The following is a 13,405-nucleotide window of genomic DNA, read 5'->3' as shown; positions in this document are numbered from 1 at the left end:
CGGGCCGGAAATGCGGCCACTTGGGATGTCAGGCGGGTGTGGCTGCCTCGTGCGGGTGGGGCTGCCCCGCCCACCGGACCGCCGCCGGCGCCACACACCCCACGCTCAGGAAGACCCCGCCCATCAGCAGCCAGCCGAGCGTGCCGCCGTTCAGGCAGAGCAACGCCAGGACCGAGGGTGCCACGACGCCCGACAGACCGCTGCCGAAGCGGAAGACGCCCGAGTACTCGCCCTGCGCGTGGGCGGGAGCGAGGCTGTAGCGCAGCTCGAACGAGCCCGCCGCGTGCAGGAGTTCGCCCAGCGTGTGCACGCCCACTCCGAGCAGGACCAGCAGGACGGCACCCCATGCGGGCATCCCGGAGGCGAGGCCGATGAGGGCCATCCCGACGAGAAAGGCCCAGCCCGCCCGGCGCCAGGCGCGTGCGGCGGTGGTGTCGGTGTCGATGCCGCGACTGGCCCTGACCTGGAGGAAGATCACCATGACGGTGTTGACCAGGACGCTCGTCCCGATGAACCAGCGCGGGGCGTGGGTGTGTCCGACGATCCACAGCGGCAGGGCGAACATCAGGACGGAGCCGTGCATCGACATGATGCCGTCGAGCGCGGTGATCACCATGTAGCGGTGATCCTTCAGCGCCGACCGGCGTCCGCCGGCTCGTGGAGCCGGGACGGGTGGCAGCGACGGCAGCCGGGTGACGATGACGGCGGTCGCGACGAAGCTGAGGGCGTTGCCGAGGACGAGGCAGAGGTATCCGGCGCGGGTGTCCAGCTGGACGACGAGCGCGGCCAGCAGCGCGCCGATGCTGTAGGCCAGGTTGACGGTGGCGCGCAAGTAGGCGCGGAACCGGGCGGGTTGAGCGCCAGCGAGACCGCGCACGATGGGCCCACGGGCCGCCTGACTGGCGGAGCCGGCGAGTTCGGTGAGGCAGATCACCGCCGTGAACAGCCAGAAGGAGTGGACCAGGACGAGCATCGCCATGGCGATGGCCTGAACGGTCAGGGTGACCATGTAGACCTCACGAGGCCCGCGCCGGTCGGCGATCCGCCCGACGGGAACCCCGGACAGCAGACCCACCACGGCGCCCACGCCCATGCCGAGGCCGACGTGTGCCACGGAGAGCCCGACGGAACGGGTGAAGAAGACAGCGGCGGTCAAGGTGAAGACACCACTGCCGAGCATGTTGACGAAGCTGGCGGTCGCGAGTGTCCGCCTGGGCCCCGGCTCCAGAAGAATGCCGCGCGTGACGAGCCGAGAGCTCCGGTGTCCGACTGACATCAATCCCCCATCCCTTTTCTGATCGCCGAGGGAGTATGCGGCGGTCAGGAGGGGTCGGAACAGGTCTGACCTGCGGGGGAAGAGTCACAGTGACATCGGGAACGATTCCTCCGGCTTACGCCGTTGGAATGGGCAGAGTCACCTCGAAACGGCACCCTCCGGGAATGTTGCGGACACTCGCCCGGCCCTGGTGAGCCTCCACGATGCCCCGGACGATCGCCAGCCCGAGACCCGCGCCCGCCGGGGGTGTGCGGGCGTCGGTGCCGCGCCAGCCGGTGTCGAAGACGCGGGGGAGGTCCTCCTCGGGGATGCCTCCGCAGCTGTCGGTGACCGACAGCACCACGCCTTCGTCCGTTCGCTCAGCGGCGATCGCGACCGTGCCGTCCGGTGGGGTGCGGCGGATGGCGTTGACCAGGAGGTTGCCGAGGACGCGGGTCATCTCCTTGGCGTCCACCTCCACCGGGACCGGCTCGACGCCGTCGCCGACCAGGCGTACGCCGTGTTCCCGGGCGAGCGGGTCGGCGCCGGCCAGAGCGTCGCCGACGAGGTCGTACAGGGAGATGCGGCTGGGGCTGAGGGGGAGGGTGCCCGCGTGGATGCGGGAGAGTTCGAAGAGGTCGCCGACCATGTCGTTGAGGCGTTCGACCTCGGTGCGGATCTGTTTGAGGTAGCGGTCGGGGTCCGTCGCCACGCCGTCCTCCAGCGCCTCCGACATGGCGCGCAGACCGGCCAGCGGGGTGCGCAGGTCGTGAGAGATCCAGGCGACCAGTTCGCGCCGTGACTTCTCCAACGCCCGCTCCCGCTCGCGGGATTCGGCGAGGCGCGCGCTTGTCGCGGCCAACTCGCGGCTGAGCGCGTCCAGTTCGGCGGTGGCCGGGCCGTGCGGGGCCGCGAAGGCGCCGGCGTCGCCGAACGAGCGGGCGGCGTCGGCGAGTTCGCGGCTGCGGGCGACGACCCAGCGGCCCAGGAGCAGCGCGGTGGCGAACGACACCACGGCGGCCATCGCGACGACGGTCGTGACCACCTTGAGGTCGTGCGGGGACAGGAACATCGCCCAGGCCACGGCCAGCGTGCCGGCGAGCATCGCGACGACACCGACCGCCGCGACCACGGCGAGGGAGGCGGTGAGCGAGCGGCGCCGGATCAGGCGCAGCGCGCCCGCTCCCGTCACCCCCGCGGCCGCGGCGCCGGCGAAGGCGTAGAGGACGATGAGGAGGGTGTCGCGCATGGTCAGGACACCGCCTCGCCCGGCTCGAAGCGATAGCCCACGCCCCAGACCGTCTCGATCAGGCGGGGGCGGGCCGGGTCGTCCTCGACCTTGCCGCGCAGCCGGCGGACGTGGACCGTGACGGTCGACAGGTCGCCGAAGTCCCAGCCCCACACCTCACGCATCAGGTCCTCCCGGCTGTAGGCCCGGCCGGGGTGCCGCAGGAAGAAGGCCAGCAGGTCGAACTCCCGCAGGGTGAGGGCGAGTTCGGTGCCGTTCTTGGTGGCCCTGCGGGCGTCCGGATCGACGGTGAGTCCGGCCGCGGCCAGCCGGTGCTGTGCGGTGCCGGCCGGGCGGCTGCGGCGCAGGACCGACTCCACGCGCAAGACGAGTTCGCGGGGGCTGAAGGGCTTGGTGACGTAGTCGTCGGCGCCGACCTCCAGGCCCAGGATCCGGTCGTCCTCGTCGCCGCGGGCGGTGAGCATGATGACCGGCACGGGGCCGTCGTCCCGCATCCGCCGGCACACCTCCAGGCCGTCCATGCCGGGCAGCATCAGGTCGAGCACCACGAGGTCGGGGCGGTGTGCGGCGGCGCGGGTCAGGGCCGTGGGGCCGTCGTCGGCGCGGTCGACGTCGAAGCCGGCGCGGTGCAGGTATCCGGTGACGACCTCGGCGACGGTCGGATCGTCGTCCACGACCAGGATCCGGGCCGCCCCGCCAGCGGCCTCGGTCCCGTGGGGCTCGTACAGGGAGTGCATGGCTCCAGCCTCGCACCGCCGGGTCGGCGCCGTCCGGGCGCGGGGTCCGGCGTCCGCGTTTCGTAAGGTCCCGAAGTCTGAAATGCCCGATTGGCGTTCGTAGGGTGAGACCGTGACGACCACTTCCACGGACGTCGACGTGGTGCTGCCCTGTCTGGACGAGGCCGAGGCCCTGCCCTGGGTGCTCGGCCGGATCCCGGCCGGCTGGCGCGCCCTCGTCGTCGACAACGGTTCCACCGACGGCTCCCCCGACATCGCCCGCGCGCTCGGCGCGACGGTGGTGCACGAGCCGCGGCGCGGCTTCGGTGCCGCCTGCCACGCCGGACTGACCGCGGCCACCGGCGACATCGTGTGCTTCTGCGACTGCGACGCCTCCCTCGATCCCACGCTGCTCGAACCCTTCGTCCGGGAGGTGCAGGAGGGCGCAGCCGACCTGGTCCTCGGCCGGCGCCGGCCCGAGGGGCGGGGCGCCTGGCCCGCGCACGCCCGGGCGGGCAACCTCGCCCTCGCCCGGATGCTCCGCCGGCGCACCGGGCTGCGCCTGCACGACCTGGGCCCGCTGCGTGCGGCGCGCCGTGAAGCACTGCTCGCGCTGGACCTCACCGACCGGCGCAGCGGCTACCCGCTGCAGATGGTCGTCCGCGCGGCCGACGCCGGCTGGCGGATCACCGAGCGCGATGTGCCCTACCGGCCGCGCACCGGCGCCTCCAAGGTGACCGGCACCTGGCGCGGCACCTGGCAGGCGGTGCGGGACATGAGCCGCGTGCTGGCCGAGGCCCCGGCCGAGAAGGGGCTCGTACGGTGACCACGCTGCTCGTCATCGCCAAGGAACCGCTCCCGGGGCGGGTCAAGACCCGGCTGACCCCGCCGTTCACACCTGAACAGGCGGCCCGCCTCGCGGAGGCGGCCCTCGCCGACACCCTGCGCGCCGTCGCCGCCACTCCGGCGACCCGGCGGGTCCTCGTCCTGGACGGCGCGCCGGGCGACTGGCTGCCGCCCGGCTTCGAGGTGCGGCCGCAGTGCGCGGGCGGCCTGGACGAGCGGCTGGCGGACGCCTTCGCGCACTGCCGCGGCCCGGCGCTGCTGATCGGCATGGACACCCCGCAGGTGACGCCAGAGCTGCTCACCGTGGACTTCGCGGGCTGCGACGCCTGGTTCGGCCCGGCGGAGGACGGTGGCTTCTGGGCTCTCGGCCTGGCTGTGCCCGATCCCGCGCTACTGCGGGGCGTGCCCATGTCGACGCCGGCGACCGGGGCCGTGCAGCGGGAGCGGCTGCTGGCCGCCGGGCTGCGGGTGCGCGACCTGCCCCGGCTGCGGGACGTCGACACCGCCGCCGACGCCCGCGCCGTCGCCGCGCTGGCCCCGCACGGCAGGTTCGCCGCCCGGCTGGCCCGCTGCACACCGGTCACTCCGCGATGAGCGCCCCGCGTGCCGGTCACCCGGCGATGAGCGGCTCCCCCGGCTCCATCGCCTGGGCCGCCGCCGATCCCTACGCCACCGCCCTGCGCACCGGCCGGGGCCCGCTGTTCCTGCGTCGCGCCGACGGCTGGCTGCTGCCGCTGGAGGTGGAGCGCTGGTGCGGCCGGGCCGATCCGGTCGATCTGGAGGTGCTGGACCGCTGCGAGGGCGCGGTCCTCGACGTCGGCTGCGGGCCGGGCCGGCTGGTGGCGGAGCTCGCCGCCCGGGGCCGTACCGTGCTCGGCGTCGACGTCAGCGAGGCCGCTGTCGAGCACACCGGACGGCTCGGCGGGACGGCGCTGCGCCGCTCGGTCTTCGAGCCGCTGCCCGGCGAGGGCCGCTGGGACACCGTGCTGCTCATGGACGGCAACATCGGCATCGGCGGCGACCCGGCCGCCCTGCTGCGGCGGGTGGCCGGGCTGCTGCGCCCGGGCGGTCTGCTGATCGCCGAGACCGTACCGGGACACGTCGACGAACGCGCCCGGGTCGAGGTGGTCGGCACCGTCCGCGCCACGGCCGGCGGCTCCGCCTTTCCCTGGGCCCGCCTCGGCACCCCGGCCCTGCTCCGGTACGCCCGCCGCGACGGCTGGCGACCCTTGGCTCAGTGGGAGACCGGCGGCCGCTGCTTCGCCGCCCTGCGCACCCGCGGCACCCGCAGCGCCAGCAGCAGCGCCGAACCCCCGAACAGGACGGCCGTGATCAGCAGCCAGCGGGTCAGGAAGCCGTCCGGGGAGAGCCCGGTCGCCAGCCGGTAGCCCTGGGCCGTCATCCCGCTGATCAGCGGGAACCAGACGAGCAGGAGCAGCAGGGACAGCGCGGCCGGGACCCGTACGTACGACGTCCAGCCGCGCCGCCCGGCCGCACCGAGCCCGCGCACGACCACCCGGTCCGCCAGCCCGTACAGCGGCACCAGCACGAGGTCGTGCAGCAGGGCGGCGCCGACGATCCACAGGGCGACCCCGAGCCAGTCACCGGCGAACAGCCGGAGACCGGCGTACGCGGCGAGCGCGAACGAGCAGGCGAGCAGCAGCACTTGGAACGGACTGCCGAGCGGAACGCGGCGAGGCATCACAGGTCGCGGCATCACAGGTCTCCGAAGGTCAGCCGGGCCACCCACTTGGTGTTGAGCACACCGGGGGCCGCGGGCACGATGATCCGCGCCGGGTGGCCGTGGTCGGGGGACAGTTCCTCGCCGTTGACGAACAGGGCGAGCAGGGAGCGCCCGTCGGCCACCTGGTTGGCGCGCAGGGCCGCGCGGCGGAACGCGCCGTGGCGTTGCAGCGACTCCACGAGCACGTCCGGCGGATCGCCGTCGTATCCGACCAGCGCCGCGAGGTCGCGCAGCCGCACCCCGCGCCACCACTGGTCCGCGGTCGACCAGCCCTCGACGCAGGCGATGGGCAACGAGGCGCTGTGCTGGGGCAGTTGGAGCAATTGAGCGCGGCTGAGGCGGACGGTGCCGGTGCGGCCGGTGACGACGAGGCGCCAGTTGTCCTCGTGGGTGTCGGCCGCGGTGATCCCGGCGTAGGCGGCGGTCTTGTTGATCTGGAAGCCGTTCGGGCCGCCGCCGGGATCGGCCGTGCCGTGCGGCGCGAGCAGGGCCGTACGGCGGAAGGGGCCGCCGAGGCTCTGCCCGACCGTGGTCAGGAACAGCAGCAGCGAGCCGCCGCCGACCAGCCCGAGCGCACCGCGCCGGGACACGGTGGGCACGTCGGGACGCGGGGAGACCAGGTCGCTCTCCTCGCGCAGGCGGTGCCGTACGGCGCGCAGGGCGGTCGGGGTCTTCAGCACGGCGTGGGCCACGAAGGCCGCGAAGAAGACCCAGGCGCCGTAGAAGTGCAGCGGGTAGAAGGAGCCGGGGAAGACGTAGTCCAGCTGGACGTTGAGCACCCCGGTGGTGAACTCGAACAGCCCGCCGCCGACCAGCAGCAGCAACGAGATCCGCTCCAGCGCGTGCGCGAGGGAGCGGGCCGGCGGCAGCGCGAACAGCCTCGGCACCACCGACCACAGCTTGGCCAGCAGCACCGGGACCAGGGTGATGCCGAGCGTGACGTGCAGGCCCTGGGTGAACCGGTACAGCCACACCGGGCCGGTGGGCCAGGCGAAGAGGTAGAAGCCCAGGACGCCCTTGTCCGGTGTCATGTCGTTCACCCGGGACAGGCCCGGGTTGTAGGCGGCGTACGACACCAGGCCGGTCACGAACAGCACGGTGACGCCGGCCAGGAGCACGAGGCCGAGCACGGAGGTGAACCAGGTGCCGCGCAGCGGGCTGCGCCAGAAACCTGGGGAGGTGGGGAGCCGGGGATGGTCGCGCATGTCCCGACCGTAGGCCGGAGACCGGCCGGAAAAGGGTGCGCGACCCATGACGAAACGCTGACGTCTGGCCCGGACGGCGGCCACGCGCCGCTCCCCCGGCCTAGCGTTCCGGTGTGATCCGCTTCCTCCACCGCGATGTGCCCCCTTCCCGGCGCCGCGATCTGTACGCCGTCCTCGCCGCCGCCCTGCTCGTCACGGCGGCCGTCCTGGTCGGCCGGCACATCCAGGACACCCGCCACACCCTGTTCGTGCACTGGCCGCCGCTGTTCGCCGACTGGGACCCGCACCTCGGCCCCGGCACTCCGGCGGCCCTGGCGGTGGCGGCGGCCACCGTGGCGTACGGACCCGCCCTCGCCGCCCGGCTGCCCTGGCGGGCGCTGCTCGCGGCGTCCTGGGCGAGTGCGCTGGCCTGGATCCTCTCGCTCGCGCTGGTCGACGGCTGGCAGCGGGGCATCGCGGGCCGGCTGACCACGACCAACGAGTACCTGCGGGTCATCGGCCGCTTCCACGACATCCCGGCCACCCTGCGCGACTTCACCCACCACATCGTCGACGGCACCCCCGCCCCCTGGCCCGCGCACATCGCCGGCCACCCGCCGGCCGCGACGCTCACCTTCGTCCTGCTGGACCGGATCGGGCTGCACGGGGGCGGCTGGGCCGGGATGTGGGTCATCGTCGTAGGCGCGACGGGGTGTGCCGCCGTGCTGATCGCGCTGCGGGCGCTGGCCGACGAGACACTCGCACGCCGGGCCGCGCCGTTCCTGGTGCTGGCTCCGGCCGCGGTGTGGCAGGGCGTCTCCGCCGACGGCTACTTCGCGGCCGTCGCCGCCTGGTCCGTGGCGCTGCTCGCGCTCGCCGTGACGCGCCGCTCCCTGTGGTGCTCGACTGCCTCGGGCCTGCTGTTCGGCCTCACCTGCTACCTCTCCTACGGCCTCACGCTCTTCGCACTGATCGGCGCGGCGGTGCTGGTGCTCGGCCGGGCCGGCCTGCGGGCACGCCCCCTGCTGGTGGTGCCGCTGCTCGCCGGACTGGCCGTGTTCCCGGTGGTGTTCGCGCTCGCCGGGTTCAACTGGTGGGAGGGCTATCACCTGCTCGTCACGCGCTACTACCAGGGCGTGGGCGGCACCCGCCCGTACGGCTACTGGGTGTGGGCCAACCTCGCCTGTACGGCGATCAGCACCGGCCCGGCCACGGCGGCGGGCCTGCGCCGTACGACCGCCGTGCTGCTCCACCGCCGTAGCCCCCGAGATCGCGCACACACCTGCCTCGCGCTCCTCGTCACGGCCGCCCTGCTCGCCCTGCTGATCGCCGACCTGTCCGGCATGAGCAAGGCGGAGACGGAGCGCATCTGGCTGCCGTTCGCCCTGTGGCTGCTCCCGGCCTGTGCCCTGCTCCCCCGCCCCCGCGCCTGGCTCACCGCTCAGGCCGTACTCGCCCTGCTCCTCAACCACCTTCTTTTCACGGGTTGGTGACGTCACGTCAGTAGAATCGTGGGGTGACTCCGCGTGACCGTCGTACGTGCTGGGCGTTGGCCTGGGCGTGAGGAAACGGTGGGAAGGACAGGGGATGGACTTCGGCGGGTTCGATCGGCGTGGGTTCCTCGGGACGGCGGCGGCCGGGCTGGTCACCGCCGTGTCCTCGGGGACGGCGACGGCAGCGGGACCGGCGGACGAGTCCGGTGTCCACACCGGGCCGGCGGAACTGGTCGTCACCTACACCGGGCTGACCGGGGGTTCGGTCACCGCCGACCGGGCGGGCGGCGCGCTGATCGCCGAGGTGCAGGGAGTGCTGTGGCGGATTCCGCGCGACGGCGGAGCGGCCGTACAGGTGTCGGACTGGACGCTGGAGGCGACGCGCCCCGCCCTGGCCCCGGACGGCGGGACCCTGGCCGTGTGCGCCTACCGCGGGGGCGGCTTCCATCTGTGGACGCTGCGGCCGGACGGCGGCGGGCTGCGGCAGCTGACCGACGGGCCCTGGGACGACCGCGGGGTGGCCTGGTCGCCGGACGGCACCCGGCTGGCCTTCTCCTCCGAACGCGGCGGCGACGCCACGGCCGGCGGCTCCTACGGGCTGTGGGTCCTGGACGTGGTCGACGGCCGGCCGCGCCGGCTCAGCGGCGGGGACTTCGAGGACTACGACCCGGCCTGGGCGCCGGACGGACGGTCGCTGGTGTGCGTGCGCGCCGCCCATGTCGCGAGCGGCGGCAACGACGGTGGCCTGGCGCTGGTCCGGGTGCCCGTCGGGGGTGGCGAGGCGCAGGTGGTGCGCACGGTGCTCGCGGGCCGGCTGCTGTGCCCGTCCGTCTCGCCCGCCGGCCGGATCGCCTACCTCCACCTGACCGGTCCGGCCGGCGCCGGGGAGACGCCCGACACGGCGGCTCTCATGGTGGACGGCGAAATCGTCACGGCGGACGAGGACCTGGCGGCCGCGCCGCCGTGCTGGCTGAGCGACGACGAGCTGCTGTACGTCGGTGACGGCCGCATCCGTATCCGCTCCGTCGCCGACTCTTCCGTACGGGAGGTTCCGTTCACCGCCCGGATGCCGATGCCGGAGCCGTCCCGGCGCCGGCGGCGGCACCCGCTCCTGCCGGAGGGGTCCGCCCCGGTGCTCGGTCTGCACCGGCCGGCCCTGTCCCCCGACGGCCGCAGTGTGGCGTTCGCGGCGCTCGGCGCCCTGTGGCTGCTGCCGATCGGCGGCACGCCCCGCAAGCTCCGTCAGGAGGCCGGCGTCCACTGGCTGCAGATGCCGGTGTGGGCGCCGGACGGGCGCAGCCTGCTGTACTGCACGGACCGGGACGGCCTGGTGGCCGTACGCCGGTACCACCTGCGGGACGGCAGCGACGAGGCGGTGACCGGCGGTGGGCGGCTCGCGCTGTCCCCGGACGGCACCCGGCTGGCCTGCCAGGACGTGACCGGGAACCTGCTGGTGCGCACCCTGGCCACGGGCGAGGAGCAGGAACTGGCCAAGCCGCTGGCCACCGACGGTCCGCCCGGCGCACCCACCTGGTCGCCCGACGGCCGGTACGTGGCCTTCTGCGACCGCAACCGGCTCAACCACCGCTTCCGCGAGGGGTACAACCTCATTCGCGTCATCGACACCCGCACCGGTCGTGAGCGCCGTCATCTGCCCGCCGAGCACCAGTCGTTGTCCGACCGGGTGGCCTCCGGGCCCGTGTGGTCCCCCGACGGCCACTGGATGGCGCTGGTCGCCGAGTCGGCCCTGTGGCTGCTGCCGGTGACGGCCGACGGGACCCCGTCCGGGCCCGCCCGCCGGCTCACCGACGAGCCGGCCGACCACCCCAGCTGGTCCGCGGACTCCGGCACGATCCTCTACCTCTCCGAGGGCCGGCTGCGCAGCCTCGACGTCAGCACCTCGCGGGCGCGCACACTCCCGCTCCGCCTGACCGCGCGACCCGGCACGCACGAGCCGTTGCGCATCCACGCCGGCCAGCTGTGGGACGGCACCGGCGCGCCGCCCCGGCACGACGTCGACATCCTCGTCACCGGCAGGCGGATCACCGCCGTCGAGCCCCACCGCTCTCGCCGCCCCGGCCACCGCACCCTCGACGCCTCCGACCGGACCGTCGTCCCCGGACTCGTGGACAGCCACACCCACCCGTATGCGGCCACCTATGGCGCCCGCCAGAGCCTGACCACCCTCGCGTACGGCATCACGACCACGTTCTGTCTCGGCGGTCCGCTGTACGACGCGGTCCGGCTGCGCGAGGCCGCCGCCTGCGGTGACCTGCTCGGGCCGCGGCAGCTCGCCTGCGCCGAACTGCTCGACGGCGCGCGGACCGCGTACGCCATGGGCCGGGCCCACCGCACCCGGGACGGCGTACGGCGCTCACTGCGGCGCGCCACGGCCCTAGAGGTCGACTTCGTCAAGACCTATGTGCGTGCGCCGGGCGGGACCATGGCCCTGGCGGCCGAGGCCGCGCACGCGCTGGGTGTACCGAGCGGCAGCCATCTGTGCACGCCCGGCCGTTCGGCGGGCCAGGACCTGACGACCCATCTGCAGGCGACCCAGCGCCTGGAGTACGGGCGTGCCACCACGCCCCTCGGCCGTATCGGCCCGGACCTGGTGGAGAGTTACGCGGACGGCTCCTTCGCCCTGGTCATCACGCCGTTCCACGCGCAGGTCCTGCTCGCCGCCGACCCCCGGCTGGCCGACGACCCGCGCGTGACCGCCCTGATGCCGCCCTGGGACGTCGCCGCCGTCCGCAGGGAGGCCGGCGTCAAGCCGACGGACCACGATCTGCTCGCCCTCGAGCGGGAGATGGCCGACTACCGCAGGCTCGCCTCGCACGGCGCCCGGATCTCCCTGGGCACCGACGCGCCGCTGGTCCCGGTCGGTCTCTCCCTGCACCTGGGCCTGCGCGCCCTGCACGCGCACGGCTTCACGGCCGCCGAGGCCCTGCACACCGCGACCACCGAGCCGGCCCGTCTCCTCGGCCTGGACGCCGACCTCGGGACGGTGGAGGAGGGCAAGATCGCCGACCTGACGATCGTCGACGGTGACCCCTTCTCCGACTTCGGTGTCCTGGTCGACACCCCGGTCGTGGTGCGCGAGGGAGTCCCGCACACGCAGGCCGACCTGACGTCCTCCCACCGGTCGGCCGTGCCGCACGAACCGCCCCGGGAGATGTCCTGGCTGGAGGTGGCCGACCGCCTCCGCCGGGGCTCGTGCTGCCACCCTTCATGACATGTGGTCCTGCCGGGCCGGCACGGGTCTGTCTCAGGACGCCGGCACCGGACCTGTTCCGGGCACCGGAGCGGTGATCTCCCGCTTGAGGATCTTGCCGCTCGGGCCCATGGGCAGCGCGTCGGTCAGCCAGACCCGGCGCGGGTACTTGTAGGCGGCGACCCGGTCCCGGACGAACCGCTGCAACTCCTCGGTGTCCGCCTGGGCTCCGGGGCGCAGCACCACCGCGGCCGCCACCTCCTCGCCGAGCCGCTCGTCGGGCACACCGAGGACGGCGGCGAGGGCGACGGCGGGGTGCTCGTGCAGGACCTCCTCGATCTCGCGCGGGTAGACGTTGTAGCCGCCGCGGATGATCAGGTCCTTCTTGCGGTCCACGATGTAGAGGTAGCCGTCCTCGTCCCGGCGGGCCAGGTCGCCGGTGCGCAGCCAGCCGTCCGGGACGGTGGCCGCCGTCTCCTCGGGACGGTTCCAGTACTCCCTCATCACGTTCGGTCCGCGCACGGCCAGTTCGCCCACCTCGCCCGGTGCGACGTCGTGTCCGGTTTCGTCCAGCAGCCGGACCTCGACGTCCCGGATCGGCGTGCCGACGGAACCCGGCTTGCGCGGCCGGTCGGGGTGGTTGAAGGACACGACCGGGCTGGTCTCGGACATGCCGAAACCCTCCAGCACCATACAGCCGAAGCGCCGCTCGAACCCGTGCAGCACCTCCACGGGGAGGGAGGCGCCGCCCGAGATGCACATGCGCAGGCTGGACACGTCGGCCTCGGCGGCGCCCGGGTGCTGGAGCAGCGCGGCGTACATGGTGGGCACGCCCTCGAAGACGGTGGCCCGGTCGCGGGCGATGGCGTCGAGCACCGCGCCCGGCTCGAAGCGGGGCACGAGGGTGAGCGCGGCGCCGCTGCGGACGGCGACGTTCATCGTGCAGGTCTGTCCGAAGATGTGGAACAGCGGCAGACAGCCGACGATCACGTCCTCGGCGGTCAGCCGCTGGACCTCGGCGACATTGACCTCGGTGTTGTGGCGCAGCCCGGCATGGGTGAGCGCGGCGCCCTTGGGGCGGCCGGTGGTGCCGGAGGTGTAGAGCAGGACGGCGATGTCGTCGCCGGCCGCGGGCGTCACCTCGAACCGCGGCTCCAGGCACGCCAGTTCGGCGGCGAAGGCGGCGGGCTCGACCGCCAGGTGCCGTACCCCGGCGGCGGCCGCGCCCGCGGCGCCCTCACCGGGTGCCCGGTGCCACTCGAAGAGGAGCACGGCACCGGAGTCCCGCAGATGGTAGGCGGTCTCGCGCTCCTTCAGCAGCGGGTTCATCGGTACGACGATGCCGCCGGCGCGCAGGACCGCGTAGTACAGGACGACGAACTCGGGCACGTTCGGGAGCATCAGCGCGACCCGGTCGCCGGTGCGCAGGCCCTCGGTGCGCAGCAGGGCGGCGGCCTGGGCGCTCAGCCGGTCCAGTTCGGTGTAGGTGAGGGTCACCGTCCCCAGGCGCAGCGCCGGACGGCCGGGCAGGCGCCGCGCCGTGTCCACCAGAAAGTCCGCCAGATTGGCCATGATGCCTCCTCGCACCCCTGCTCCCGGGCGCCCGCGGGTCCCGCCGCCGACGCTCACGGCATGGTCGCCCGCGCGCTCACGGCCGTCCATGGCCGCGCCCACAGTCCACGGCCCCCTCAGTTGTTCCCAGGAACA

At 74.0% G+C, this 13,405-nt stretch carries 10 protein-coding genes; 5 read left to right on the top strand and 5 right to left on the bottom strand.

Annotation, left to right across the window (positions count from 1 at the left end; all coding sequences use genetic code 11):
• Window positions 1-28 precede the first annotated feature (28 nt).
• The 3 genes from ACH47Z_RS05240 to ACH47Z_RS05230 form a co-directional block, all read right to left on the bottom strand.
• A complete protein-coding gene (locus ACH47Z_RS05240; protein ID WP_399070681.1) occupies window positions 29-1,276 on the bottom strand; it encodes an MFS transporter in 1,248 nt (415 codons plus the stop codon).
• Window positions 1,277-1,391: 115 nt separating this feature from the next.
• The gene (locus ACH47Z_RS05235) at window positions 1,392-2,504 is read right to left on the bottom strand and encodes a sensor histidine kinase (RefSeq protein WP_399070679.1); all 1,113 of its coding nucleotides are present in this window, start codon (window positions 2,502-2,504) and stop codon (window positions 1,392-1,394) included.
• Between the two features lie 2 nt (window positions 2,505-2,506).
• On the bottom strand, window positions 2,507-3,241 hold the full coding sequence (locus ACH47Z_RS05230; RefSeq protein ID WP_399070677.1) for a response regulator transcription factor: 735 nt from the start codon (window positions 3,239-3,241) through the stop codon (window positions 2,507-2,509).
• Between the two features lie 112 nt (window positions 3,242-3,353).
• On the opposite strand from ACH47Z_RS05230, the gene ACH47Z_RS05225 reads away from it, so the two are divergent.
• From ACH47Z_RS05225 to ACH47Z_RS05215, 3 genes are read left to right on the top strand one after another with little or no spacing between them, the layout of a single operon-like run.
• Window positions 3,354-4,046, top strand: a complete 693-nt coding sequence (locus ACH47Z_RS05225; RefSeq protein WP_399070675.1) for a glycosyltransferase family 2 protein — start codon at window positions 3,354-3,356, stop codon at window positions 4,044-4,046.
• Window positions 4,043-4,660 carry a DUF2064 domain-containing protein gene (locus ACH47Z_RS05220; RefSeq protein ID WP_399070671.1) on the top strand — a complete coding sequence of 206 codons (618 nt, stop codon included), beginning with the start codon at window positions 4,043-4,045 and terminating at the stop codon, window positions 4,658-4,660. The genes ACH47Z_RS05225 and ACH47Z_RS05220 overlap by 4 nt, the downstream gene beginning before the upstream one ends.
• The gene (locus tag ACH47Z_RS05215) at window positions 4,657-5,454 is read left to right on the top strand and encodes a class I SAM-dependent methyltransferase (protein ID WP_399070669.1); all 798 of its coding nucleotides are present in this window, start codon (window positions 4,657-4,659) and stop codon (window positions 5,452-5,454) included. The genes ACH47Z_RS05220 and ACH47Z_RS05215 overlap by 4 nt, the downstream gene beginning before the upstream one ends.
• 328 nt (window positions 5,455-5,782) lie before the next feature.
• Here the strand turns inward: ACH47Z_RS05215 and ACH47Z_RS05210 are convergent, their stop codons facing one another.
• Complete coding sequence (locus tag ACH47Z_RS05210; RefSeq protein ID WP_399070667.1) at window positions 5,783-7,015, bottom strand: molybdopterin-dependent oxidoreductase; 1,233 nt, start codon at window positions 7,013-7,015, stop codon at window positions 5,783-5,785.
• Between the two features lie 113 nt (window positions 7,016-7,128).
• On the opposite strand from ACH47Z_RS05210, the gene ACH47Z_RS05205 reads away from it, so the two are divergent.
• Entirely contained in the window at window positions 7,129-8,487 is a 1,359-nt protein-coding gene (locus ACH47Z_RS05205) for a hypothetical protein (protein WP_399070665.1), read from the top strand.
• 94 nt (window positions 8,488-8,581) lie between these two features.
• A complete protein-coding gene (locus ACH47Z_RS05200; RefSeq protein ID WP_399070663.1) occupies window positions 8,582-11,719 on the top strand; it encodes an amidohydrolase family protein in 3,138 nt (1,045 codons plus the stop codon).
• A 33-nt stretch (window positions 11,720-11,752) separates the two neighbouring features.
• Here ACH47Z_RS05200 and ACH47Z_RS05195 read toward each other — a convergent pair whose 3' ends face one another.
• Window positions 11,753-13,270, bottom strand: coding sequence for a long-chain fatty acid--CoA ligase (locus ACH47Z_RS05195; protein ID WP_399070661.1), 1,518 nt, complete (start codon window positions 13,268-13,270; stop codon window positions 11,753-11,755).
• Window positions 13,271-13,405: the final 135 nt, after the last annotated feature.

Origin of the sequence: Streptomyces sp. NPDC020192 (genome assembly GCF_044388685.1) — a bacterium.
GTDB lineage: Bacteria > Actinomycetota > Actinomycetes > Streptomycetales > Streptomycetaceae > Streptomyces.
Note: the sequence above shows the minus strand (reverse complement) of the source record. Positions and strands in the feature narration are given on the sequence as shown.